The 25,895-nt window shown below is 49.6% G+C and carries 18 protein-coding genes; 3 read left to right on the forward strand and 15 right to left on the reverse strand.

Annotated features, from left to right (window positions below; all coding sequences use genetic code 11):
• The 13 genes from G8768_RS01895 to G8768_RS01955 all read right to left on the reverse strand — a co-directional run bounded on the left by G8768_RS01895 (nt 1) and on the right by G8768_RS01955 (nt 17,568).
• Nucleotides 1–1,785 carry a glycosyltransferase gene (locus G8768_RS01895; RefSeq protein WP_166852242.1) on the reverse strand — a complete coding sequence of 595 codons (1,785 nt, stop codon included), beginning with the start codon at nt 1,783–1,785 and terminating at the stop codon, nt 1–3.
• Complete coding sequence (locus G8768_RS01900) at nt 1,782–4,202, reverse strand: glycosyltransferase (protein ID WP_166852239.1); 2,421 nt, start codon at nt 4,200–4,202, stop codon at nt 1,782–1,784. Before G8768_RS01900 ends, G8768_RS01895 begins: the two co-directional genes overlap by 4 nt.
• A gap of 9 nt (nt 4,203–4,211) precedes the next feature.
• On the reverse strand, nt 4,212–5,549 hold the full coding sequence (locus G8768_RS01905; protein WP_166852236.1) for a class I SAM-dependent methyltransferase: 1,338 nt from the start codon (nt 5,547–5,549) through the stop codon (nt 4,212–4,214).
• Between the two features lie 13 nt (nt 5,550–5,562).
• Complete coding sequence (locus G8768_RS01910) at nt 5,563–6,348, reverse strand: ABC transporter permease (protein WP_221450530.1); 786 nt, start codon at nt 6,346–6,348, stop codon at nt 5,563–5,565.
• Between the two features lie 41 nt (nt 6,349–6,389).
• Nucleotides 6,390–7,751, reverse strand: a complete 1,362-nt coding sequence (locus tag G8768_RS01915) for an ABC transporter ATP-binding protein (RefSeq protein WP_166852230.1) — start codon at nt 7,749–7,751, stop codon at nt 6,390–6,392.
• Between the two features lie 18 nt (nt 7,752–7,769).
• Nucleotides 7,770–8,666 carry a peptidylprolyl isomerase gene (locus G8768_RS01920; RefSeq protein WP_166852227.1) on the reverse strand — a complete coding sequence of 299 codons (897 nt, stop codon included), beginning with the start codon at nt 8,664–8,666 and terminating at the stop codon, nt 7,770–7,772.
• A gap of 3 nt (nt 8,667–8,669) precedes the next feature.
• Entirely contained in the window at nt 8,670–9,074 is a 405-nt protein-coding gene (locus G8768_RS01925; protein WP_166852224.1) for a hypothetical protein, read from the reverse strand.
• A gap of 21 nt (nt 9,075–9,095) precedes the next feature.
• A complete protein-coding gene (gene gspD / locus G8768_RS01930) occupies nt 9,096–11,192 on the reverse strand; it encodes a type II secretion system secretin GspD (protein ID WP_166852221.1) in 2,097 nt (698 codons plus the stop codon).
• 268 nt (nt 11,193–11,460) lie between these two features.
• Nucleotides 11,461–12,198, reverse strand: coding sequence for an SDR family oxidoreductase (locus G8768_RS01935; RefSeq protein WP_166852218.1), 738 nt, complete (start codon nt 12,196–12,198; stop codon nt 11,461–11,463).
• A 4-nt stretch (nt 12,199–12,202) separates the two neighbouring features.
• Complete coding sequence (locus G8768_RS01940; RefSeq protein ID WP_166852215.1) at nt 12,203–14,026, reverse strand: SDR family NAD(P)-dependent oxidoreductase; 1,824 nt, start codon at nt 14,024–14,026, stop codon at nt 12,203–12,205.
• 72 nt (nt 14,027–14,098) lie between these two features.
• On the reverse strand, nt 14,099–15,937 hold the full coding sequence (locus G8768_RS01945) for a GGDEF domain-containing protein (RefSeq protein WP_166852212.1): 1,839 nt from the start codon (nt 15,935–15,937) through the stop codon (nt 14,099–14,101).
• A gap of 188 nt (nt 15,938–16,125) precedes the next feature.
• Nucleotides 16,126–16,770, reverse strand: a complete 645-nt coding sequence (locus G8768_RS01950) for a thiol:disulfide interchange protein DsbA/DsbL (RefSeq protein WP_166852209.1) — start codon at nt 16,768–16,770, stop codon at nt 16,126–16,128.
• Between the two features lie 147 nt (nt 16,771–16,917).
• Nucleotides 16,918–17,568 (reverse strand): c-type cytochrome, encoded by a 651-nt coding sequence (locus G8768_RS01955; protein WP_166852206.1) that lies wholly within the window; start codon nt 17,566–17,568, stop codon nt 16,918–16,920.
• 304 nt (nt 17,569–17,872) lie between these two features.
• Between G8768_RS01955 and yihA the strand changes: the two genes are divergently transcribed.
• Together yihA and G8768_RS01965 are read left to right on the forward strand one after the other, a co-directional pair.
• Nucleotides 17,873–18,517 (forward strand): ribosome biogenesis GTP-binding protein YihA/YsxC, encoded by a 645-nt coding sequence (gene yihA / locus G8768_RS01960; RefSeq protein ID WP_166852203.1) that lies wholly within the window; start codon nt 17,873–17,875, stop codon nt 18,515–18,517.
• A 219-nt stretch (nt 18,518–18,736) separates the two neighbouring features.
• Entirely contained in the window at nt 18,737–21,337 is a 2,601-nt protein-coding gene (locus G8768_RS01965; RefSeq protein ID WP_166852200.1) for a TonB-dependent receptor, read from the forward strand.
• 289 nt (nt 21,338–21,626) lie between these two features.
• Here G8768_RS01965 and polA read toward each other — a convergent pair whose 3' ends face one another.
• Entirely contained in the window at nt 21,627–24,362 is a 2,736-nt protein-coding gene (polA, locus tag G8768_RS01970) for a DNA polymerase I (RefSeq protein WP_166852197.1), read from the reverse strand.
• A 363-nt stretch (nt 24,363–24,725) separates the two neighbouring features.
• Here polA and G8768_RS01975 point away from each other — a divergent pair, with 363 nt between their 5' ends.
• Nucleotides 24,726–24,998: a hypothetical protein gene (locus G8768_RS01975; RefSeq protein WP_166852194.1), complete on the forward strand. Its 273-nt coding sequence runs from the start codon at nt 24,726–24,728 to the stop codon at nt 24,996–24,998.
• A 42-nt stretch (nt 24,999–25,040) separates the two neighbouring features.
• Here the strand turns inward: G8768_RS01975 and G8768_RS01980 are convergent, their stop codons facing one another.
• Nucleotides 25,041–25,865 (reverse strand): metal ABC transporter substrate-binding protein, encoded by an 825-nt coding sequence (locus G8768_RS01980; protein ID WP_166852191.1) that lies wholly within the window; start codon nt 25,863–25,865, stop codon nt 25,041–25,043.
• Nucleotides 25,866–25,895 lie beyond the last annotated feature (30 nt).

A 25,895-nucleotide genomic window follows, 5' to 3' on the forward strand; every position in this document is an offset into this window, starting at 1 on the left:
TTACACCAGACGCTTCAGCTTTTGTTTTACAAAGTGTTTAACTCGAAGGCCGAGAGACGGATTCCAGGCAGCAGCAGCCTGGGCTTGAGCCACTGAATCGGCCAGGACAAAGAACTCTTTCGGACTCAAATCCAGACGCAGGATTTTCTGTTTTTCCAGTGCCTGTTGATAGGCCTCATCCAGCTTCTCTTGCCTATCCAAAGAAGTTTGCGGGCAGTGAGGAACACGATACTTTGAGGTGGTCTTGTCAACCATGACAAAGTCATGCTCAAAGGTGTATTTGGTCCACAAGTTCCAATCTTCAAGCTGATCCATATCAACTTCAAAGCCGCCCCAGCGTTCGTACACTTCTCGGTGAAAGAGCACAGTTTGAATGGGCAGATAATTTTGTCGCCACATCAACGGACGGCAGAAAGGCTGGCGATAAACGGTTTTGCTATTGTACTCCTGATAGGCAAGCGGAGCCACGGAAGCAACATCAGTAGTGACTTCCCAGGCCGTTCCGTACACCCCCTTCATTTTATGCTCAAGCGCAGACTGAATCATGACTTCAATGTGGTCACAGAAGAACTGATCGTCATCATCCAGGAAACCCAACCAGTCACCGCTGGCCATTTCCAGCCCCAGATTTCCCGCTGCCGATCGACCAACACACTCACCGGTGGCATGGTACTTTATGTTCGCTTGAGAAAACTCTTCTTCAATCAAACTGCGGGCATTATCCTCACCGTCTTCAACCACAACAATTTCTAGATTGTTATAACTTTGGTTCACCAGGCTGAGTAGCGCTTCCCGAAGAAACTCGGGGCGCTTATGAGTTCTCACGACGATACTAACCAGGGGTTGTTCACCCTGTTCATCGGCGCGTTTAAATTCAAAAAAAGCACCATCACGGTGTTGGGAATAATCCCAGCCCGGGAAGCTCGCTTTAAAGCCCTTCCGATATTCCGCATTGGCGCGGCGTACTGACCATAGGCGCTTTAAAAACCTGGGCACGAGCAAGGCCATGTGCAGACGTCGTCCCGGAAAGCTCGCAGGACGTCGGGCTTCATTGATCACACCTAACACGCCAGCACGTATATCGGACCAGCTACCGTATTTGGCACGCATAAACAGATTGTTCAAGGTACCTTCAATCACCTGCAAAGGTTTAACGGCACCTGCCTCGGAATAGGTATCATGAAACACCGATGCACGAGGAACATAATTTAAGGTATAGCCTTTGGCTCGCAAGCGCCAGGAGATATCCACATCTTCGGCGTACATAAAAAAGTTTTCATCAAAACCTCCCACATCTTCATAAGCCGCACGACGATAAACCACCGCTGCACCGGAGTTCCACTCGGTTTCAAGACTCGAGGGGTTATAAGCTTTGGGATGCTCAAACGGTATCTGCCGACATTCCCAGGCAACAACGCTGTCTTCGGACTGTTCGATTCTTTCCGATAATTCTGCCAAAGTATCACTCTCTGGAATGGCATCCTGATTCAACAGGAAAATCCAGGGAGCGGATGTTCTGTCAGCCAGCCGATTATTCGAGCGCCCAAAGCCCAGATTATCAGGGCTCTTTTCCCAATCAAAGCTGGCAAACTTGTCACCGTACTGAGCTTCCAGTTCAGTTAGTCCGGCAACATGTTCATGATTAATCGAGTTGTCCCATATATTAATATTAATTCCATCAAACCCATGCACTTTCTGGTGCAGCAGGGACTCGAAAATCTCATTCAGATCTTCTACTTTCGGATGAAAAATAACTAGAAATATATCTAGCGTTCCGATGCTCACAACTTTAGTCTCTCTTTAATATATCGAATCAAATAGGATTTCAGATTTGTCAGTATGTGTTTCAGGGAAAATTGCGCTCGATGAAGCTCCGCAGCCGTTATCTCCAAAGCTTCTGTTTTAGCAGCAATCTCATTTTGAAGCTCAACTTCTCTGCGATCAAGAATGGCTTTGGTCTCAACGAGTTCGCCAATCATTTTTTCCTGTGACGCCAGATCCCCTTCCAGCTTTTCCTGCCATTGTTTATGGTTTTTCTCGATCGACTCGGCCCAATGCTTGCGTTCCTCTGCCAATCGATCCAATGAATCAATTTCCTTTTGGGCAATCATCAGCTGACCTTCCAGATAGGATTCAACTTCCGACAATCTGCGCAGCTCTGTGCGATACGGAAGCTGGTCGACGCTGTATTGCTGCATATGTTCCTGTAAGGCGTGAAAATCTTCCGGGCTTGGAGCGTTTGGGCTGCTCATTTGCAGTTCCTCAATATACACGTCGAGAACCTTCGAATTGTGATTTTTTGGGGCATTTTTTCTTTCAGATGGTACAAAATTGAGAAGATAGTCCGCCACTTCGTCGCAACTAGCCTCAGCGGGCAAAATATGTGCCCTGCCATACAATTTTTCTACTCGCTCTTCCAAAGCACCCAGGCCATGAACAAGCACCGGCAACGGTGATGCCAATACATCTGACAAAGCATAACAGTATGACTCAGGCACACCGAGTGGGAAATAGACAATGTCCACCTGATAATGTGACAACAACGCCGGTAAAGACTCTGCCTCATAGGCACCGGTGACAATATAGTTAGGCTGCACACTCTGACCACTGATTTTATCTGAGTAACCAATGTGCAGCCAATTGAAACCCCCATTCTCACCGGTAGTGAGTTCTCTAAGTGCTTCAAAATAATCAAAACCTTTATGCTTACCCAATGCACCCACGACCGCTATGGTTTTTTTCTCGGTGTCGAAGGCCTGATCAAGCAGGCGCTCAATCTCTTCAGCCTCTTCTGCATTGAGCGGCTTTGGGGTTAAAGCCCGATCGGGACAAAATACATAACCATTATCTGCATCGGCAAAAACCCTGGCATACAAGGTTTTTAAATATTCACTGGGGAAAAATATCAATTTTGCCGACTGCCTGAATGGCTCACAGGCATCAATCCACTCCTGGGAACGATGGTCCTCGATCTGCTTGAAGTCGATGTTGTTGATGTCGGAGAAAATATCCGATTTTAGAAAACTAATATCATGGTAGGTGATGTATAAACCAATGCGGCTGAAATCCACCGGGCTGAACACATCGAGAATTCTTGGGCTGAACCGATGAAGGTGAACATTGTTGAAAGCCAGCTTTTCAAATAACAAATCCGCCAGATTTTCTTTCGCCGAAAAGGCACTCAGATTGTAGAACACAAAACTGTTCAAATCCTGAAGGTAACAGTGTTGCTCATCGATAAGCAGTGCGAAATGTTTTACTCGCTCCCGGCTTTCTTCCACAAGGGATTGCACATACTTAAAACTGCCACCACCGTCCAGCCCTAAAATATGCAATACCGATTTTTCAGCGGATAGATTTTTATAGAGTGATTGCCATTGAGCTTCCGTCAGCAGCTTTAGCTGATAACGTTCAGCTTCGTTCTTTGCCAGATAATCCTTTAACAAATCTGTGTAAGTGGGGTGCAAAGAAAGTAATATTTGCTCGGCTTTTTGTTTTCTTTCTTCGGACTCACTGGAAAAGCTGACTTCGCCTTCATGATGCACAAAGACATCCATGGCCATCACATGCTTCAAGCCCGAAGCCATACAACGCATGCAAAAATCATTTTCTTCGCCATAACCTCTGCCGAAGTGTTCTTCATCAAAATACCCGACGTGTTCCAGTGCTGAGCGTTTGATGTACATGCAAAAGCCAACCGCTGTAGGAATATCAACGGTCATTCCACTGTTTACATCGGCGGCCAAACGATCAACTTCCGCCAGACTTAATATGCCATCCTCATATAGACTTGCGATAGAAGGCACGGAACAGATGGTCGCGTTATTGGACAGTGGGGTCGCAGTTGCAGTGGTTCCGGACTTGTAGGCCGCCGCTTGCAGACGTTGAAGCCAATCGTTACTCACAATGGCATCGCTATTGAGCAACACAACATCGTCACGACTGAACGCCATGGCTTTATTCACACTCGCCACAAAGCCCAGATTTTCTTCATTGACGATTAAATGAATGCGGTCAAGTACAGACTGCTCTTTAAGGTAAGCTGAAATCTCAGGCTCCGGTGAGCAGTCATCAACAAGAATGATATTGGCATTGGATAGGCTTAGACCTTGTTTTGCAGCTTCTACACAAGCGACGGTTTCATCAAACCCTCGATAAACCGGGATAATAACATCGACCGTACACCTAAGCGCTTCATTCATAGCTCAGCACTACCGCTTTCGGAACCGAAGGGTAACATTGTCATTCCAGGCCCAGGTTTGATTAATCTGCCAGAGTTTTTCAGTTCGTTCTTTTAATTGCACAAGCGCTTGTTGCTGCTTATCCAGTGAGGATTTAAGTTGTTCAATATGTTGAAGGTCCGCCCGACTTGCAATCCCCAGGTGAGAAAGCAGTTTCTGCCACCAGGATTCAGGGGCCGCCTCGATGTGCTTTGGCTCATGAATCTCGATAACATCAGGGGTTTCGGGAAACGGATATACCTGATGAGGCTGCTCATCATAACTGCTCCATTCACAGGCGAGGCCATGTACTGAAGCAATGGTTGTGATCAACTCGGGATGGTAAAAGCGAACGTGCTCGGGATCACGCCAGAAACCCAACAACTGGGAACGGATGGATTCCGGATCCGGGAAAGTGAGTACCGCAACACCCCCCCTGTTCAAACGAGTGGCAATGTGTTCAATCAACGATTCAACCAATTCAATCGGCAAGTGCTCAACGAAATGGGAACAGTAAATCCCGTCAACAGCCCGTTTATTCTTTTCCAAGTATTTCAGGGCATCATCACAGATAATATCCAAACCAGCGGCGCGACCATATTCAGCGACAATGCTATCGCGCTCTACGCCATGGGCAGAAATGCCCTGTTCTGTAAGTAACTGCAGAAATAAGCCTGCACCACAACCGAGATCGAGAACCTGCTCACAATGTTCAAAATGACGAACGTCGAACTGCTGCATGGCCATTAATAGCGGATGATCTCGCAAGCAGAATTCATAAATACTGTAATCAAAGGAAAAACGACCACGGCTAAAGTTTTCCTCTGCCCAGCTTTCGCCCCATACTAAGAGTTCTGATTCACAATGGTTCTGCCACAACTCTATCAATTCATCGCTGGCGACATAAGCTCTTGCAGCACTTTGCAAGCAGGCGCCGAGCCATTGATTCTCAGCAGGCAACAGTGATTGAGGGGCAGAGTTGTTGTCAATCAGTACATCCGCAGCAACACCCATCAGTGTTGCGACACGCAGCAAATCAATACTGGCGCCGTTAACACCAATTACCAGAACTCGACTTGGCTTGAGGTTCAATATCTGCTGCGCAAATAAACGGTTTAGGGCCTGTTGGCGATAAACACCCGCAAAACCCTCACAATCATTTTTGACTTTTATGAGATCGCCATCGACCCAGGCACTCAAACCATTAGTTGAGGGCTCATCGCTAAACGCATAATCCATATAATGCAGTTCAACACCCCGCACCAATCCACCAGGCTGTCGTTTTGATTCCGAGACGACCAATACGATGTTTTTATCAGTTTCTTCCATTCCAGGCCGCCCGTTACATGACATCAGCAAAGCCGCGCTTTACGCGATTAAAAAACAGAAAAGCAAGAATATAACTCAGCAGTGCTAATCCGCTAGCTTTCGCCAACGCGAACCAATCAGGCCATTCGCCCAATACCACAATGGTTCGGGTTGCCTCGATATAGAAGCTCAAGGGATTGGCCTCCATGACTCTGGCAAAGGCATCAGGCACAGCGTCAATGGGATAAAATATGGGACTGAGAAAAAACAGTGCTGTCGATAAAAACGTCGCCACATAGACCGTATCCCGAACAAAAACACCCAAGGCAGACACAAACCACACCAACGCTACCAGCTGAACACTGAGAATCACCGTTAACGGGATCATCGCAAACAGACTGACCGTTAAGCCCCCACCCCAGATCGCCACGAATACCAATAAGACGAGCAATGACAACAAAAAGTGAAACAGGGATGAAAACACCGAAACCCAAGCCAGCGCATCCAATGGGAATACCACCTTTTTCACAAAATTACTGTGTCGCAAAATTAAAGTTGGCGAACCGGTTAGCTGTTCGGAGAAATACATATAGATCACAATGCCACTGAACAATAAGGCCGCAAAGTTCTCGTCAACGCCATTCGATTGCGGCCAGCGTGCCTGAAAGATCACACCGAACACAAACATATACACCAACAGCAATAAAACCGGAGTAATCAAACTCCACAACATACCCAACCAGGATCCTTTATATCTGGCCAAGACTTCGCGCTTGCTCAATCCGTAGATCAAGGATCTGTGGGTCCAAAATGCTAGCATACTTACGTTTTCTGATTGGAATCTGTACAGCCACTGTGAGGCTATACGGGTTTAATATGGCAATAGGACATATGCAGCCCTATCAGGCCGTGCACCATGTGATCACTGAGTACATTCATGACCAAAGCGTCGTGACACCAGCAATGCTGAACATGCTCATCCTGGGTCCCGCTGGCAACGCCGGCGGACATTACGTATTCCGCTGAGACCAGATAAGGCAAGCTAATTGCAAACTGAGCTTTGTAAACCTGCCCCGCTTTAACCACTACCGGATTATTTTTCAAACTGAGGTAGCTGTTATCCCCGAACAACACTTGCCCCTGAATGGTCTTGAACAAAAAGCCAACAATGACACTCTGCAGCTCTTCCAAGGCCCGGAAACGTATCTCTACCACGGCTTTTTCTCCGCCAACAGCATACGATAGCTTCTTTCCGTCCTCATTTCTTAGAAAAACGTCGATTATCTCAGCTTTTCCAGTTCCAAACGATGAACTTGTTGTATCAAAAGGTTGCAGCTTGATGTCGTTTCTCAAAGAGGAGCCTGCCAGGAAATCCTGTCGGCCATCGTGCCAGTACTCAAACTCCGGCACGTGTTCAGCCATTGGCTCTTCAGGCGGGGACTGGAACGTACTAATGGAAATATCCTGCTGTTTTGCGTAGATGTGCTCAAGATAGCCTTCGGTGACTTCCTTCGCCGTACCTTCACATCGCAGCTTGCCCTTTTCCAGCCAGATTGCCCGATCACAAAGCCGGGTCACCGCGCTGGAATCGTGACTCACAAACAGTATGGAACCATTCTCTTTGAAATCCTCGAGAAAACGCATGCATTTCTGGGAAAACAAGGCATCACCAACCGCCAGGGCTTCATCGATAATCAGGATATCCGCGTCAACATGGACAATAACCGCGAAAGCCAAGCGCACAAACATACCGGAAGAGTAGGTTTTGACCGGTTGCTCAATAAACTCTCCAATATCCGCAAACGCGCAGATGCTGTCGAAACGCTCTTCCATTTGCTCATTCGTCAGGCCATAGATGGAACCATTTAGATAAATGTTTTCCCGACCGGTAAATTCCGGATTGAAACCGGCACCCAATTCAAGCAATGCGGCAATCTTTCCCTTGCAGTGAATATCACCAGAACTCGGCGTCAAGGTGTTGCAGATACACTGCAACAGGGTTGATTTTCCGGCACCATTTTGGCCCACAATACCCACCGTTTCCCCTTTTTTGAGGGAAAAGGAAATGTCATCCAGCGCTTGATATTGTTTCGGGGAGGAAGCCGCCCATGGAAGCATCAGCTCCATCAGGCGGCGAGCGGGATTGTCGTAAATTGGAAACGTTTTGCTAAGGTTTTGCACCTGCAATACCGTTTCGGTATTGCTATTTTCTGTTCCGCTCATTCAGAGTGACACGCGATATTACTGAGAGTCGAAGCTGGATTGCAAAGATTTCAGAGATTTCTCATCAAATTCCAATTTACTTCCGCTAAGCACAGACTGGATAAAGTCTTGTTGGAATTTTGCAGCAAGACGTTGCTTGAGCTCTGGAATAATCAACGGCTTAACTTCCTCGAAAGGTTTTTGTATTGGATCCAGGCGAGCCGTGAACTTTATGATGTGGTAACCAAATTGTGTCTTTACCAGATCACTGATTTGGCCAGGCTTATCCATTTTCTTGGCCGCCGCTTCAAATTCAGGAACCATTTTTCCGGCACCAAAGAAACCAACGTCGCCGGAATTAAACTTGGCGGAAGGGTCATCAGAAAACTCCTTGGCCAGCTTGCCAAAATCTTCCCCTTTGTCCGCGCGTACCTTCAGGCTTTTTGCCAATTCAAGCGCTTCTTCTTCACTCTTTAATTTGTTGCTGACCAGGATGTGCGAAACACGATTCTTTTCTTCAGACATAAATGACGATTTTTCTTTTTCATAAATGTCTTTTGCCATGGAATCGAAATTAACACCTTCGAGCGAGGCTTCAACAACCTTGGCCAATACCGATTCTTTCAGTTCATTGTCGGTTTGGTACTCTCCAACCCAGCGAATGCGTTTAACGTCGATCGATTTATCATTATTCGCCAGGGACGCCAACTTTTTGGTCAAGAACAGATTTTCAGCAATCTGACGGTAGATATCTTTATCGGCTAAGGCCTCTTTGCGTTTGTCCGCTGGAATACCCTGTTCAATAAAGTACTTAACGTCATCATCCGTTACAACAATATCACCAGCGGTAAGAACGTTACCACCAAAGGCCATGCTGGATACGGAGAGCATTGCCAATACTTTCAAGCTTTTCTTAATCATTTTTTGTGCTGCCATGACTTACTTGTGGTAAACCCACCATTTATCTTCAATACGGATCCACTTTTCATCGAGTGGACGGGTAATCGGCAAGCCCATCTGCGGCGAGGTATAAGTAACGTCAATCACAACATCGCACACATCTTCTTCGCAGCTTACCTTATTTACTTTGGCGGCGTTCCACATACCACGGCCAGCTACACGGGCATTGTACTGTTCAGGCGTCGTGTATTGTCTGAACGACGGCGTGGTGAACTTAAAGGCTTCTTTCAGGCCTTCCATATTCTTCTGCATCAAACCGTCGTAACGTTCCTGAGCACGCTCAGCAACAATTTCTTCGGGGGCACGGTTGTCTTGCATTAACCCTGCACAACCGCTGCTCGCGGCAACAGCTACTAAAAGAGCAGCTTTTTTAATATCGATCACTTTTCACCTACAAATCAATGTTTAGTATTTGCCTTCAAGCAGGCTTAAATCGCTGATTCTAGAACGCATTTCGCGGCTGATATCACGCATATCCTGCTCATTAAATAATACCCTTGGGGTAAGGATGACCAGCAACTCCGTTTTCACTGAAGTTGTGCTCTTTTTGCCAAATAAAGCACCCACGACCGGGAGACTGTGCAAGCCCGGAACACCGCTGGAGCCATTGGTTTTATTTTCGCGAATCAAGCCGCCCAAAACAGCAGACTCACCAGAGCGAATGGCAATTCGCGTTTGAATTTCCCGGGTCTGAAAGGTTCTTTGGCCGGAGACTTCATCCACGGTACCAACATCGGACACCTTTTGAAGAACATCAAGCGTCACCATGCCACCCGCATTAACCGAAGGCGTTACCTCCAAATCCACACCGGTGTCTTTAAACTCAATGTTATTCGTCACGATTCCCGTGGACGTTGTGGAACTGCCAACCTCTACCGGTGTTTGACTACCCACTTTGATTTTTGCTTCATTGTTATCCAGCACCATTACTGAAGGTGTAGAAATTACATTGAGCAAAGAATCGGTTGCGAGCGCATTCAAAATGGCCTGAATATTACCCGCGGAATTTACCAATGAATAAGAAAAGCCAGGACGAGCAGCGGCTGGGGCATTTCTTGTATTCGCTAATGCACCAAGGCCTTGATCACCACCACCGAAGCCGCCCCTGAAAGACCACTCCAGACCATACTCCAAGGTATCGTTCAGGGTAACCTCAATAATGCTCGCTTCAATCATGATTTGAGCAGGCGACACATCCAGCTTCTTCATAGCCTGCTCAATCTTGCGATATTGTTTGCTGGTGGCATAGATCAGTAAGGCATTATTGTCTTCATCCGCAACAACTTTCACATCCCCTTCAATGGAAACGCTTGAACTGCCACCGCCTTTTTTCGAGCTTGTGGATTTCTTGCTTGTAGAAGAAGACGTACTGCTTTTGTTTGCAGAATCGGTAACTGACTGGCGCTTCATACCTGGTGCGACACCGGAACGACTGGAACTGCTTCCAGAGCCGCCACCAAACAGTTGGCCCAATAAATCAGCAATATGGCTGGCATTACCGTTTTGAACCGGATAGACATACAACTGCGGCTCAGCACCGCTGTCCGGAACAATATCGAGACGCTTGATCCAGGTTTTTACCTGCTCCAGCAAGCTCGCTCTGGGTGTAATCACCAATAAGCTGCCCAAACGCTCCAATGGAATTAACTTCACCACTTTGGAGGCCATGCTGGCTTCTTCACCGTTGCTCTCTATAATTTGAGTAATCGCAGCCTCAATCTCTTCAGGCTCGGCGTATTCAATCGGGAAAACGCCTACGGACATACCTTTAAGCGTGTCGATATCAAAGGCATTGATAATGTCCATCCAGCCCGACATCTGAACACGGGTACCCGCCATAATCAGAATATTGCGGGCCACATCGATGCGAACAAAAGCGGTATCACCAGCCACAGGGCGAAGAATATCGGCCATTTCGGCAGCGCCGATATGTTGCAACGGAATAATGGTTGTTGAAAAACCCGCACCTTTACTGGAAGGGCTTTCAAACTGGGGCACCATGGTTTTCAGTGCCTTCGAAGACGACACGAAATAGCGGTCATTCGGGTCTCGCACCATCAGCACACCATTGGCATGTAACAGGGATTCCAGCACTTCCAGCAACTGATCACGGGGAATCGGGCTGCGGGTACGCAGAGTGATCTTGCCTTTAATGGGGTGCTCAACCACGTAGTCCAGCTTTAGGGTATCCCCCAAAATAGCATGGACCACATCCGCCAGAGGAGCGCCCTCAAAGTTCATTTGAACCGCATCACCGTCCAGGCGAATGGCCGGGCGGGCTTTTGGCAAATTAAGCTGGCGATCATTGCCCTTGTAGATGGTATCGGTGGCTTTACGCACCTTGTCGTCTTTGACTTCGACCTTAGGGGCTTCCGCCGCTACATAGGGATCGTCTGATTGAAGAATGCGATCAAAGGAAAACTGGTTTTCTTTCTCATCATTATGGGCACAACCGCTCAGGGCGATTATTGACGCCGCCAGTAATGAAACTTGCTTTTTCATATATAGTGTCGCTTCTTACTACACAGAAGCCGGCTTAAGCTCACTGTGTGCTGTATTTTTGCGGCCTTTCAGGGCCATTCTCTGGACGATAGGTCAAAGGGCGAGAGTATACCCTAAATGTATCGCATGCGTGACACCCCCAAAGTCGCCTTTAAAGGGGTCTCACACAATAGCTCTTAGGTGGGATATTGTTGAAAAGTTCACTGGATTCTTCACCGCCTTCCCAGCGGATCAAATCCCGCACCCAACGGTGTGAAGTGTTGAGCGATTAAACACTCCTTGCCAACAGCCGTCCAGGCAGCCATTTCAGCAAGCGAGCAACCACACACCAGGGCCAGTTAGGGATGTAGCTGCGTGACTTTCTGGACTCAATTGCCTCCACCAGCGCCCTCGCACCCACCTCTGGCCCAACAAGGAAAGGGCGACTGGCCGCCCCTTGGTTAATCGGGGTATCGATATAGCCAGGTTTCAGCAATGTCACATCGATATTTTCATTGAGACATTCCAAACGCAGGCTCTCCGTGTAAGAGGTGATGGCCGCTTTGGAAGCGCAGTAATCAGCCGCCCCCGGCATACCGCGCTCTCCCGCTACCGAGCTGATGGTCACCAGTTGACCGGAACCCTGCCCGCGTAACAATTCAACCCCGTGATGCAGAGTCGCCATCGCCGCAATCACGTTCACCTCAATGGTGGCGCGGGTACTCGCAAAGTCGCCTTTGCCGATTGGTGCACTCTCGCCAATACCCGCATTGGCAATGATGATATCCAGTCCCTGCAAGTCTGCTTGAGCTTTTTCAAGAACCTGCTTTTGAGCATCTTCGTCACGTACATCCAGCTCATAAACAAAGACATCAACCTGGGATTCCGTTCGAATCTGCTCGGCCAGCGCTTGCAATTTTTCCAATCGGCGGGCGGACAAAGCCAATGAGTGACCGCGTCGGGCAAACTCCAAAGCCATGTACCAACCCAAACCCGAGGATGCGCCGGTAATAAATACGTTTGCCATAATGCTAGGCCTCACTGCCCTTGTCGCTGCTCACATTAACACCCTCATCAAGGGACGTTACCCGCTGACTGAATTCTGCCATTTCCGCGACGGTTAGCTTGGCTTCGGGGAAGAACGGATAGAACACCGGCCAAACATGGGGCTGGTCATTCCAGACCCTGAGTTCGGCATCAACGCCGTGTTCTCGAGCCTTATCAAATAGCCGCAGGGAATCGTCTTCCAAAACCTCAGTATTGCCAACATAGATACGAATTGGAGGCAGCCCCTCCAAATCACCATAGAGTGGAGAAATGAACGGATTCTTTTCATCATCGTCAGCCACATAGTGTTCGGCGGCACGCCGAATCATATCCCCGGTAAAGAATGCGCAGGAATCCGTATTGGCTTCCAAGCTGGCACCCGTGCCAGCCAAATCCACCCAGGGTGACAACAAGAGTGCACCCGCAGGCATGGCCAAGCCACGCTCCTTTATCTTGAGCAACAAGGCCGTACTCAATCCACCACCCGCTGAATCACCAGCGACGACAATTGAATTCGCATCGATACCTTGATCCAGTAAATACTCATAAGCAGCCAACGCATCTTCAAGCGCCGCCGGATAAGGGTTTTCCGGAGCCAGACGATAATCGACGCTGAATAACTGGGCGTCGGCTTGTTCCGCCCATGCCCGGGTCATATTGGCATGGGTGCGAACAGAACAGAACACATAGCCGCCACCGTGTAAATACAAAATCGTGTGGCTATTGGACCCTGAGGCAGGGCGTTGCCATTGGCCTTTGACACCGGCCTTACCCTCTTCTCCATCAAGATTGATATCTTCGCAAACCACGTTTGGCATCGACTTCGAGCGGCTGGCTTTTTCTACGGCCGCTCTGATTTTGTCCGAATCCCAAGGCTTAGAAGTATCGGCAAACTTTCCTTTGAAGTTTTTGCGAATCGTCCAACTGAAAAAACGTGAACGCAATGAGGGGGATTCCATACGCGCTTGAACCGGCCCCGGATCAAGCTGAGGCCCTTCTTCACCGCCGAGAAAGCGCTTCATAATTTTTGGATAGGAAGCCGGCAGCAAGCGCTGTACAAAAGACAACAACTTGGCATCGTTGCCAACAAGAATACGGTGTTTACGCTTGCGAACACCGCTTAAAATGATGCTCGCCGCTTTCTCGGGCGGCATCACCAAAAACTTTTCATTGCTGCGTTTCAACAAGGCCTCACGGTCTTCTTCACCTTCATCGAATTCTGCACTATTGGCAATATTGGTGTGTACGCCACCTGGGTGCACACTGGCGACATGCACACCAAACTCGGCAAACTCCTGGCGAATGGATTCATTAAAACCACGCACGGCAAACTTACTCGCACAGTAGTGAGTATTCCCGGGTACACCAATTAAACCGAACAGACTGGAGATGTTGATGAACACGCCCTGGCGCAATTTTAACTGGGGCAGAAAAGCTCGCGTTCCATAAACCACACCCCAGAAATTCACATCTACCACTTTTTGAAATGCCTGGGACTCGGTATGTTCGAAACGCCCCATACGTGCAATACCGGCATTATTAAACAATAGATCCGCCATCCCCAGCTCTTGCTCGACCTCATCTGCAAAACGCCGCCAGGCATTTTCATCAACAACATCCAAGGTCCAGTGCCTGGCGGCTGGGGCACCTGCCGCTTCGGCCTCTTTGGCGACCGCCGCAACACTTTCTTCATTGATATCCGCCAAGGCCAATGAAGCGCCTTCTTTGGCGAGCGCCAAGGCCAGAGCCCGACCAATACCCGAACCAGCCCCGGTGATAACCGCAAGGCGAGATTTAAAACTGATCATATTCGCTTCCAGTAATTGCTTATTATTTTTTATTAGCGCACACCATACCGAAAAGAAATGACAGTTTTTAGCTTAGCTTTGACTAAAGACGCAACATTTGTTGCGACCGTCATTTTTGGCTTGATAGAGGGCTTTATCAGCCCGGGAGAAAACCGCGCTCAGATCATCGTCTTCTCGAAACGCCGAAAGGCCGAAAGACACCGTTAACCGCACAGGCTCATCGCGAAAACGCAACGGCGCTTCCGCGATCATGCCACGCACCTCATCCAGCAACTTAAGCGCACCGTCTTCATCGGTTTCCGGTAGCAACACCACGAACTCTTCACCGCCGTAGCGCGCCATAAAATCCACCTGACGCAGCCTCTGGCTGATTGCCCGCGCGACCAGCTTCAAAACTCGGTCACCCACTTGGTGGCCATAGTTATCGTTAAACGATTTAAAATGATCGATATCACAAACTGCTAATACCAGACCATGGCCGTAACGACGACAACGCTCAATCTCTTGTTCCGCCCGCAAGAGATACGCTTCCCGATTGGGCAGGCCCGTCAGAGAATCGCTTTGGGCACGCTCGCGCTCTTCTTGTAATGCCTGTTCTTGCTGCTTCGCCTCTTCTTCCATATCCTGAACCCGGGTCAGCAGATTTTTCATTTCTTCCAATAAGCCACCGCTCTGGCTGGACTCCCCGTGCTGGGCAACCGCCGATCGCAAGGTCGCAATATTTCCACTGAGCATGGTTTTGAGTTCATCAACATTGTCAGCGGTCTGCACGGTTTGTTCGAGTACATCAATTTCAGCATTCAGGGTTTTCTGTAAAACCACCTCAGCATCACTTTGCTGTTCTTGCACCTCCAGCGCCACCCCCAGAGATTCGCCCACCAGGGCCAACTCACTGTTGAGCTGTTGCAGATAATTTTGGAAATTCAATTCCGCTGCCAGAAAGGCCTGCATAATGAGATCCCGAATATCTTCGAGCGTCGGTACCAGTTCGTACCAATTCAACCCCCGGGCAATACGATTTTGGGCCCGCAATGCCTGAGCCGCAACGCAGGCTTCGGGCTGCAAACCTTCCAGCAACTCATTGAGTACCCGGGTGATGTGATTGGATATGCGACTGAAAGCCGGCTCTTTACGGGGGCGATCCAGACTGGCTTCCATCTCGGCTTCAATTTCAACCCGGCTTAGAAACTGCCCTTCGATTTCCTCACTGGGTTGATCCCTGGGTGGATTGGAGGCCCCAGAATCGAAAACCATTTCCGATTCGGATTCCGCCAGCTCCAAAGGCTGTTCCTGATCCAGCGAGGGCAATGAGTCCTCGGGGACCGTCTCCGGGCTCTGCGCGGCAGGCTCTACTCCAGCTTCACTTTCATCACCTTCTTGAGACTCATTGAGGGGAATAACCTGGCGCTTGTTTTTGAGCTTATCCCAGAAGCCCGATGGCCCGAGCGCGACGCTGTCGATCACCTGGCTTTGTAAATCGGCCAACTCTTTCAGCATCACCGAGTACTGATATTGTTGCTCAACCCGGGATTTCAGCTCCCGGCGAAAGCGCTTCAGGCCTTTATCCGCCGCCTTATCCCTTGAGATAGTTTGTAACTGCTCACTTATCGTTTTGAGCGCATCCAGGCTGACACCAGCTCGTTGATCTCGTCGGCTGTCATAGGCTACCACGCTGGCGTCCAGGCGACTGAGCAATGGCCCCAAGGGCTTGGGTTGAGAGCTGCGCAGCTGCCGCCTGAGATCGTCCAGACGCTTATCCAGCTCCTCATCCAGACCTGTCGCGGCAACACTTAAGCGGCCCAGGGCCTTTTTCAGGCTGTCCTGCTGGTCATCAAAGCGCTTTTTCTGACGCTCATTGGAATCAATGAGATTGAGGTATTTTTCTTTCCAGTTCTGATCGCTGCTAGTCATGTGCTCGCCGTAGCCGGGGTGTACCCTGAAATTCAGGCATAGATATTAGTTGCTAACGGCTGAAACGGAGGAAAATTGAGGGAGCAAACGACGAGATTAATAACGGCAAAGGAGGCTTGTTAGGGCAGGCTCTAAAACGAAAGAAGGCCCCGAAGGGCCCTCTGTACAATGCTCTATCTCGCGGCCAGTTACTTGGCCGTTTTTTCCTGACGGATCTTATTAATCAGGAAGTCGGTGATCTTCAGCATATTAGCCTGACCACCCGCTTTACGAGCACTTACCACATAGCGACCGTCGACAACGATCTCGGGAGTACCAGAAATCTTGGCACCGCGAGAACGGGAATGAGCAACGCGAACCTGTGTAGTTACACCAAAGGAATTAAACACCTTTTCGAACTTCTTTGGATCAACACCATGCTTTTCAAACAGAGCTTTCAGCTCGTCTTCATCAGACATGTTTTTCTGCTCTACAAAGATGCCATCGAAGATCGGCATATGAACCTTATCCAAAACCTTTAGAGCCTTGGCGGTATAGAAAGCTTTTGCCAACGCTACCATCGCATAACCGCGCTGGCCTTTATTAACCAACTGCCAGGCAACAGGGGTTTGTACCAGTTCTACATCGTCGGCCAGGGTTTTCTTCCACTGGGCAATAACAGGCTCAAACTTGTAACAGTGACCACAGCTGTACGAAAAATACTCGTCCACCTGAATCTTGTCGCTGCCGGTTTTCAGGGGAACCGCCAGTTCAATGTAATCCTTGCCTACTTCATATTGGGCAAAAGCCGTAAGGGAAAACAGCATTGCAGCTAAAGCCATAATGGCACGCATATTTCTTCTCCATAACTGTGGTAGATAGCATTAGACAGCTAAATTTATTCTAGTTCCAAGGACTTAACAAAAACTGAAAGCCTGGGCGCACTAGCTGACATAAAAAAGGCGGCTGTAAAAGCCGCCTCTCTAAAGCTTTGCCCTGACTTAGTTCAAGCCAGCGATGTAGTTAGCAACCGCTTTGATTTCAGCGTCGGTCATATATTGAGCAACACTGCGCATAATTTTGGTCTCGCCATCGTTGACGCGATCACCATTGCGGAAGGCTTTCAATTGCTTCTCAATGTAATCGGCGTGCTGACCGCTCAAGCGAGGATAACCGGCAGGCGCATTACCCTGACCGCGCGGGGAGTGACAACCCGTACACGCCGGAGTGCCAGATTCGGCATTACCAGCACGATATACTTTAGCACCGAAGGCGATGGGATCTTCTGAACGCAAACCTGACTGCAGTTGTACGTCGATTTCCTTGGCGCCGCTCAGTTGCATGCTTTTGCTGCTGAAGTAGGCAGCAATGTCAGCCAGATCCTGATCGTTCATGGCATCCAGCATGCCAGTCATTTCCAATACCGGACGAGAACCGGATTTAATATCCTGCATCTGTTTGATCAGGTATTTCTCACCCAAATTAGCCAGCTTGGGGAAGTTTGGTGCAGCGCTGTTGCCATCTTTACCGTGGCAAGCGGCACACACGACCGTTTTTGCTTCACCCGCTGCGGCATCGCCCGCCGCCATCGCGGAAGGGGCAGTCGCCAGGGCTGCTAAGGATACTAGGGCGTATTTATATAGATTCTTCATTGGCTAATCCGTAATCCGGTTATGATTTCGCCTCTCAGGCGAGACTATCACTTATAAACCTGCTGCATTGGCATGGCTAGACCCTATTGTAGACGGCCAGCTCGCTCAGTGCGTAATTTGCCTAAGTTAATCCTGGAACCAATGCATACTGGAACCAGATTGTGGGGCATCCCCATCATCGGCGGCCGCTTGGTATCCTGTACACGACAGGCTACAATGCGCCCCCTCACCGAGGCCAAAGCCGCGACATTATATACACAACTCATTGATAACACACTATTTATAGAGGGTTTTGCAGCCGGATATGGCCCAGATCAAATACAGCGACGCTATTTTTACCCAAAGTGCCCCCAGTATCCGTCAATGTCCAGCGGACAGCGGAGCCGAGGTCGCCTTTGCCGGTCGCTCCAATGCGGGCAAATCCAGCGCCATTAACACCTTGTGCCAGAATCACAAGCTGGCCCGTACCAGTAAAACCCCTGGCCGTACCCAATTGATCAACTTTTTCGCGCTGTCCGACAACCAGCATTTGGTCGACCTGCCCGGTTACGGCTTCGCCAAAGTCCCTCTGGCGATGAAAAAAGAGTGGGAAAAACATCTTTCGGAATACCTCGCCGAACGCCAGTGTTTGAAGGGGCTTATCTTGCTAATGGATGTGCGCCACCCTATGCAGGAATTCGACACCATGATGTTGAATTGGGCGATCGAAGGTGAAATGCCTGTGCACATCCTGCTGACCAAAGCGGACAAACTCAAAAAAGGCCCGGCGCAAAATACCCTGCTGAAAGTACGCAAACATTTAAAAGACGCCAAGGTCGACGACCTCGTCAGCGCGCAGCTTTTTTCCTCCCTTAAAAAGACCGGCATCAAAGAACTCGAGAACACACTCGACAACTGGTTAAGAATCGAACAAGACACCCCAAAAAGCCAAGAAGACCTTAACGCATAAAGTTTTTTGTTAAGGTTTTTGCCCTATATTCACCTGAATAAGTACTCACCATATCCACTGATTATTTGCATTTCTTAACGAATGCGGTAATCTCAAACAAGCGTCCAATAATTTAATAATAAGGGCGTAAAAAACCAAAAGATTCTGCAAACTGGCAGTCAAAAGCCAGGCAAATTCCCTAATAAACATAAAAATGAAGTTGCAACAGAGGATGTCACCATGACACTACACCACCGACCAACAGTGTTGGCTACAGCTATTGCTATGGCTGTAGGCGCAAGCTCAACATTTGCACAACAAAGCACCGAGCTTGAAGAAATCGTTGTATATGCTCAAAAACGTGAGCAATCTATTCTTGAAGTACCCGTTTCCGTATCCAGCTACAGTGCCGATTCTCTGGATCAGGCCAAAGTTCGTGATATTAACGATTTGACCCAGATTTCACCCTCCCTGAGCATCGATAACTCGACCGGTGCCTCCGATACCTCAATCTACATTCGCGGCATGGGCACCTCGGGTAACAACGCTGGTTTCGAACAGTCAGTTGGTATCTTTATTGACGGTGTATATCGTGGTCGCCCGGGTTCCGCCATGTCGGACTATGTCGACATCGAAGGCATTGAGGTTTTAAAAGGCCCACAGGGAACCCTGTTTGGTCGTAACACCTCAGCAGGTGTTGTTAGTGTCCGCACTGCAGCGCCATCCCATGAAGCCGCAGGCACGATGGAAGTCAGCGTAGGTAACTACGGTTTCAAACAAGTGCGCGCTTCAGCAACAGGCTCACTGGTCGAAGATAAATTGGCTGGCCGTATTTCAGGTTCCTGGCACGAGCGTGACGGCTTTATGGATAACCCATTTACCGGTGCCGAAGCTCAAAACCGCGACCGTTACAGCTTGCGCGGTCAGTTGCTTTGGGACATCAGCGATGACGCCACTCTGCGAATCATTGCCGACAAGTCCCACTCCGATGAAAACTGCTGTGCCGCAACGCCACTACTGTACGGCCCAGCACAAAATGCTATCGATTTGGTTGATGGTCCGCAGTTTGCGCGTTTGCCCGCCAGCCCATTCCCATATGGCGGACTGCCGAATTCCAGTCTGCGGGATGTTTTTGACCGTCAGTTCACCTCGAACCAGCCCTATGAAGACAAGATTGATGACACCGGTATTTCAGCTGAGCTGAACTGGGATCTGGGTGACACTGCCCTGACCGTTATTGCTTCCAGCCGTAACTATGAAAACTTCCAGGCACTGGATGCCGACCACAACTCGGCCGACATTCTGACTCGTATTCAAACTTTTGATAATGATGAGCGCAGCCTGGAAATTCGTTGGGCATCCACCGGTTCCAACACCATCGATTGGACAGTAGGTGCCTTCGTATTCGACCAGGAAATTGAATACAACTCACCATTGCCCTTCGGTACGGACCTGCGCGCCTATGTAAACGCACTGGGTTCTATCGATGCTAACCCAACCAATGACGCCAACCTGATCACGCTGGCGGAAGTGGGTCAGGCTGCGTTGGGTAACATTGCCCCAACTCAAATTGGTTCTTTGTATTACGGCCCGGATGGCAAGGGTGGTAGCGGTAACGACTACTCTGCGGAAAGCTTCGCCTTCTTCGGCCAGGCTACCTGGAACGTTAACGACGACCTGAGCGTTACTCTGGGTCTGCGTTACTCTGATGAAGAAAAGAAAGCGGATTACATTCCAGACTTCAACAACCCATTCTCTGAAATTGGTCCAGACGCTCTGTTCAATACCTACCTGGCCGCACTGGCGGTTCAAAATGGCGTCTTCCCATTGGGTACGCCAGCACAGGTGGTAAATGCTACTTTGGCAGGCATTCAAGGTGCGGCTGCAGCGGGTGATCCAGGTTCAGCACAACTGGTTGGCGGCGCTCAACAACTGGCAGCCGGTGCTCGCGGCCTTCAGTTGGTCGTTCCTTACGATCCCTTCTCTGCCAATTATGACGATGACAACATCTCTGGAACTATCAGCGTGAACTACCAGTTCAACGAAGATATGAGCACATATGCCCGTTACGCTCGCGGCTACAAGTCAGGTGGCTTGAACCTCGACCGTGCCGGCCCAAGCACTACCCCGGGCAACCATGTGGCCGATCCAAATGCGGTTATCTTCGAACCAGAAGTGGTCGACACCTTCGAAGTGGGTTTCAAGTCTCGCTTAATGGACAATCGTCTGCAATTGAACGCTGCGATATTCTTCCAGGAGCTTGAGGATTATCAGTTCCAGAGCTTTATCGGCACCGGCTTCGTTGTGCGTAACGCCGCGAAAACCGACGGTAAGGGTTTGGAAGTCGATTTCGCCTTCAAACCTAATGAGAACTGGTTCTTCAGCGGCGGTATGGTTTGGCAGGATGTCCAGTATGATGAGTTTCCTGATGGCCCAATCACCATCGCTCAGGGCGTAGCTGGCCAAGGCGCCAACACCAACGACCTGTCCGGTCAGCGCGTGGTCCAGACCTCTGACTTCAATGCCTCTTTGATGGTGGCGTATAACCAGCCAATCAGTGATGATCTGGAGTTTAATGCGAACGTAAGCGCGAATTACCGTTCTGACTTCTTCCGTCAGTCCGCGAATGAGCCTTTAAGTGAGCAGGACATCAACACCATCAATGCCACAGTAGGCATTGGCTCGCAAGATGGTGCCTGGGCATTGGAACTGTGGGGTAAGAACCTGACAGATGATGAAGTGTACGCATCTTTCTCCTCGACCTTCCAGACCAACAGCTTGAGTGCCTTCCTTCAGCAGGCGCCACGCACCTACGGCCTGACCGCGAAGTACAACTTCTAAGTCAACTTAAGGCGTGATCAAAACCCGGCCCTGGCGCCGGGTTTTTTATTGCCCGGAAAAATCACAGGGAGGGCAGAACTTCCCCACCGTTTTGTTCAGGCAATAAAAAACCCCGCACCATTTGGCCGGGGTTGCTTAAAATTCTAGCAAGTACTGAAATTTCAGTTAATCAATAGAGAGGAGAGTCACATTAACTGTTACTTATGACTCAGCTCACCGGGAGAAGTTCCCACAAACATGACAAATTTTTAATGTTTTTTGAGTTCTTTTATACCCGCCGTATCACGGCTTAATGGGCCTCATCCCAGTTGTCGCCGACACCGGCTTCGACCAAGAGCGGAACATCGAGATTCGCGGCGCTCGACATGGCTTCAGTCAGGCCGGCAATGACCTCATCCAAATCGGATTCGGTGACTTCGAGCACCAATTCGTCGTGAACTTGCATGATCATGCGGGCATCGAGACCACTTTTCTCCAACCACTCATCCACTGAGATCATCGCCAGCTTGATGATATCCGCGGCAGTTCCCTGCATGGGTGCATTGATCGCCGTGCGCTCTGCTGCCTGACGACGCATGCCGTTACGGGAATTAATCTCCGGCAAATAGAGACGGCGACCAAACAGGGTCTCAACATAACCCTTCTCGGCCGCTAGAGCACGAGTATCGTTCATATAGCCCTGCACGCCCGGGTAGCGCTCGAAGTAGAGATCCATATATTGTTGGGCATCGTTACGGCCAATATGCAGCTGTTTGGCCAAGCCAAAGGCGGACATGCCATAGATCAAACCAAAGTTAATCGCTTTGGCACTGCGTCGCTGTTCAGTGCTGACAGCATCAATATCGCAATCAAAGACCTCCGCCGCCGTCGCCCTGTGCACATCCAAGCCCTGAGCAAAGGCACTCAACAGGCCTTGGTCCTGCGACAAATGGGCCATGATGCGCAGCTCAATTTGCGAATAATCCGCCGCAACAATCTTATAGCCTTCGGGGGCCACAAAGGCCTGACGTACACGGCGTCCTTCCTCGGTACGAATCGGGATATTCTGCAGGTTAGGGTCAGAAGACGATAAACGCCCGGTTGCGGTCACGGCCTGATGGTAGGAGGTGTGTACCCGGCCCGTTTCCGGCTGAACCATCTGCGGTAACTTGTCCGTATAGGTCGACTTCAGCTTCGAAAGCCCGCGATATTCCATTAAAAGCTTGGGTAACGGGTAATCCAGAGCAAGTTCCTGCAACACCTCTTCTGCCGTCGACGGCGCACCCTTCGGTGTCTTTTTGATCACCGGTAACTCAAGCTTTTCAAACAGGATGGCGCCCAACTGTTTTGGTGAGCCCAAATTGAACTCTTCTCCGGCCAGGTCAAAGGCTTCCTTCTCCAGGGCATCCATACGCTCGGCAAGCTCCAGGCTCTGCTGGCCCAAACGCTGGCAATCCAGATAAGCCCCCTGCCGCTCGATCTTCGAGAGAATCGGCACCAGTGGCAACTCGATCTTTTCAAATACTGAGCAAGGACCCTCGTCCTCTTGCAGTTGCGGCCACAGGGCTTGGTGCAAACGCAGAGTGATGTCCGCATCTTCAGCCGCATAATGTCCGGCTGTATCCAGATCAATCTGATTGAAGGTCAGTTGCTTGGCGCCCTTACCCGCAATGTCCTCAAAGTGCACGGTATCCACATCGAGGTGAGTTTTCGCCAGAGTATCCATATCGTGGCGATTGGCGGTGCTGTTCAGGCAATAGGATTCCAGCATGGTGTCGTAGGCGATACCGTTAAGCTGGACATCGTAGTTCGCCAGAACACTTTTATCGTATTTCAGGTTTTGCCCGACTTTGGCTTTATCGGGGTCCTCTAGAATAGGCTTAAGCAGAGTTAGTAAGCGCTCCCTATCAATCTGATCCGGTGCATCCAGATAATCGTGGGCGCAAGGTACATAGGCCGCCTTGCCCGCCTCAACAGCAAAAGACACGCCCACCAATTGGGCCTGCATGTAATTGAGGCTGTCAGTTTCAGTATCAAAGGCAAACAGCTCCGCTTTTGCCAGAGCTTCCAACCAAGGCAGCAATTCTTCTTCCGTCAGGATGGTTTGATACTCCACCTCGGCAATCTGGGGAGCTGAACCGCCTTGGGCAGAGTCACCCTCTTCGGCATCACCCAACTCACTGACCCAGGATTTAAATTCCATCTCCTGGAACAAACCCATCAACGCATCTTGCTCGGGCGCACTTTGCTTTAGATCAGCCGGTCCAAGATCCATGTCGACATCCAGCTTGATAGTGGCCAGCTCATAAGACAGGAAAGCTTGGTCACGGTTGTCGATCAGCTTCTGTCTCATGGTTTTAGAACCCCGGAACCCCAGGGCAGCAATATCATCCAGGCGATCATAGATATCGTTCAAACCACCCAGCCCCTGCAACAGGGCCAATGCCGTTTTTTCACCCACACCGGGTACACCCGGAATGTTATCGACCTTGTCACCCATCAACGCCAGGTAATCAATGATCAGCTCCGGTGGCAAACCGAACTTGTCTTCTACGCCGGCAATATCCATCACGGTTTCGGTCATGGTGTTCACGAGAGTGACGTGCTTGTTCACCAACTGGGCCATATCTTTATCGCCCGTGGACACCACCACATCCATACCAATGCCAGTGGCCTGCTCAGCCAGAGTACCAATCACATCATCGGCTTCCACGCCAGGAATCGCTATCAGGGGCAGTCCCATAGCACGAATAATCTGGTGAATCGGTTCAATTTGGCTGCGCAACTCATCAGGCATCGGTGGACGATTCGCTTTGTAGTCCGGGTAGATATCGTCGCGGAACGTCTTTCCTTTGGCATCGAAAATAACGGCAACTTCACTGCCCTGATAATCCTTCTGCAGGCGCCTCAGCATATTAATCACCCCTTTTACCGCTCCGGTGGGCTGACCTTTTGAATTAGTGAGGGGGGGTAAAGCATGAAATGCACGATATAAATACGAAGAGCCATCCACCAAAACCAGTGGGGCCTGCTGAGTGTCCGACATAGGGTGTCTCTTGCTGGGTAAATAGCGAAGCATACACTAGATTGCCCCGGCATTGGGTCTACGGTGGATTGAGCTGTGCAACTTCCATTTTGTTACCCTTTGTTACGCTAAATTTAATATTCACCTCATAACATTGGGTTTGTATTTACTTACGTTACAGCCCTGTCATATAAGCCTTACCAATCTTTACCATCGACCTTACTAGCGCATTTATTGAACAGCGACTACAATATGTAACGCAAAGTAACAAAACGAATTGATTGCGGGTAACACCACTCAATTCGCTCGTATTTTGAATTCCAAGTGATCAGTAAAACCAAGCTGATCACTTTTATTTTTGCCTTTAGAAAGGAGGGCTACAGTATGAAAAAATTTGGTTTGTACGTTGCCCTAGCACTGTTTGTACCCAGTGTTATGGCCAAGGAAGTTGCGGTATCCAATATCGCCGTTGCCATTGCTGAAGCAGGCGCGAATTACAGCTGGGCGGTAGAAAAAATGACTACCAGCACCACTGAATCAAAGCTGCTTGAGCTTGAAGCACAGCATCAAGAGTTAACCGATAAGCTGAACGCTAAGCTGGAGCGCAAGATGGCGGTGAAAACCGAACGTCAGTTCCAGCTGCCCCCGAAGCAGTAATTTCCAATAAAAAGGCCAACACAATGTTGGCCTTTTTATTATCTATCTTTCTGTAAGATCCTCGAAACAACCACTAAGATCTGACATCATGCGTTCCATCCAGGGGTGATAGAACGGCTCAGGCGCCTGATGTGCCAGCGGGTCTATCCAAACAAGCTTTAAGCCTTCCTGCTCAGCCAGCAACTTTGCACGCTCAGCTTCGCTATAGGGCTCGGCCAGCAGACAGCTGGCCGCTTTCAGTTCCTGTTTCAACTTTAAGCGCTTGGCAATGCTGATGCCTTTGCCTTCGCCGGCCGAGACGGCGGCCAACACCTCAAAACCGAAGGGTGCAGCCAAGTGTTCATAGCCATCGTGGTAGACCGCCAGCTTTTTGCCTGCCAAACGCGTTTTCCAACGTTCTAACAGCGCTTCTCTCTCAAGCTGATATTCCTGAATGTGCTGCTCCGGAAGCCCCAGGTGGTGCGCCATGGCTGCTGCCATTGCCGATGCTCGTTCCGGGCTCAACCAATAGTGAGGATCCTCGTGCAAAGCACTGGCTTTCCCTCCCTGGCTCGAGTGGAAATTGATGTGGGCAACGGCCGTCTTTGCCACGGCGGCTTTTAAATAGGGTTCCAGTCTTGGACCATTCCAAATCAGTAGCGTTGACGACTTGATACGAGCCAGATCAGAGATTTTCAGAGCATATTGATGCGGATTTGCCCCCGCTGGTAATAACACTTCGACGTCGGCGGAATCACCAAGCAGTTCACGCGCAATTTTTGCCAGTGGCTCAATGCTGGCAAGAACCTTCGGTTTTCCCTCATCGGCCCAGCTTGCCGGAAGTCCCATTAAAAACAGCAGAACAAACCGCTGCAAACTACTCCACATGTGTACGACATACCTCAAAATTGATGCTTA

Source organism: Pseudoteredinibacter isoporae (genome assembly GCF_011602085.1).
Classification (GTDB): domain Bacteria; phylum Pseudomonadota; class Gammaproteobacteria; order Pseudomonadales; family Cellvibrionaceae; genus Pseudoteredinibacter; species Pseudoteredinibacter isoporae.

Excerpts from the sequence above, each read along its gene's own strand:
- G8768_RS01945 (WP_166852212.1), bottom strand. The coding sequence starts at position 15,937 with ATGACTAGCAGCGATCAGAACTGGAAAGAAAAATACCTCAATCTCATT.
- G8768_RS01980 (WP_166852191.1), bottom strand. The coding sequence starts at position 25,865 with ATGTGGAGTAGTTTGCAGCGGTTTGTTCTGCTGTTTTTAATGGGACTT.
- G8768_RS01905 (WP_166852236.1), bottom strand. The coding sequence starts at position 5,549 with ATGGAAGAAACTGATAAAAACATCGTATTGGTCGTCTCGGAATCAAAA.
- G8768_RS01935 (WP_166852218.1), bottom strand. The coding sequence starts at position 12,198 with ATGGCAAACGTATTTATTACCGGCGCATCCTCGGGTTTGGGTTGGTAC.
- G8768_RS01900 (WP_166852239.1), bottom strand. The coding sequence starts at position 4,202 with ATGAATGAAGCGCTTAGGTGTACGGTCGATGTTATTATCCCGGTTTAT.
- G8768_RS01955 (WP_166852206.1), bottom strand. The coding sequence starts at position 17,568 with ATGAAGAATCTATATAAATACGCCCTAGTATCCTTAGCAGCCCTGGCG.
- G8768_RS01950 (WP_166852209.1), bottom strand. The coding sequence starts at position 16,770 with ATGCGTGCCATTATGGCTTTAGCTGCAATGCTGTTTTCCCTTACGGCT.
- polA (WP_166852197.1), bottom strand. The coding sequence starts at position 24,362 with ATGTCGGACACTCAGCAGGCCCCACTGGTTTTGGTGGATGGCTCTTCG.
- G8768_RS01965 (WP_166852200.1), top strand. The coding sequence starts at position 18,737 with ATGACACTACACCACCGACCAACAGTGTTGGCTACAGCTATTGCTATG.
- yihA (WP_166852203.1), top strand. The coding sequence starts at position 17,873 with ATGGCCCAGATCAAATACAGCGACGCTATTTTTACCCAAAGTGCCCCC.
- G8768_RS01920 (WP_166852227.1), bottom strand. The coding sequence starts at position 8,666 with ATGGCAGCACAAAAAATGATTAAGAAAAGCTTGAAAGTATTGGCAATG.
- gspD (WP_166852221.1), bottom strand. The coding sequence starts at position 11,192 with ATGAAAAAGCAAGTTTCATTACTGGCGGCGTCAATAATCGCCCTGAGC.
- G8768_RS01915 (WP_166852230.1), bottom strand. The coding sequence starts at position 7,751 with ATGAGCGGAACAGAAAATAGCAATACCGAAACGGTATTGCAGGTGCAA.
- G8768_RS01910 (WP_221450530.1), bottom strand. The coding sequence starts at position 6,348 with ATGCTAGCATTTTGGACCCACAGATCCTTGATCTACGGATTGAGCAAG.
- G8768_RS01940 (WP_166852215.1), bottom strand. The coding sequence starts at position 14,026 with ATGATCAGTTTTAAATCTCGCCTTGCGGTTATCACCGGGGCTGGTTCG.
- G8768_RS01975 (WP_166852194.1), top strand. The coding sequence starts at position 24,726 with ATGAAAAAATTTGGTTTGTACGTTGCCCTAGCACTGTTTGTACCCAGT.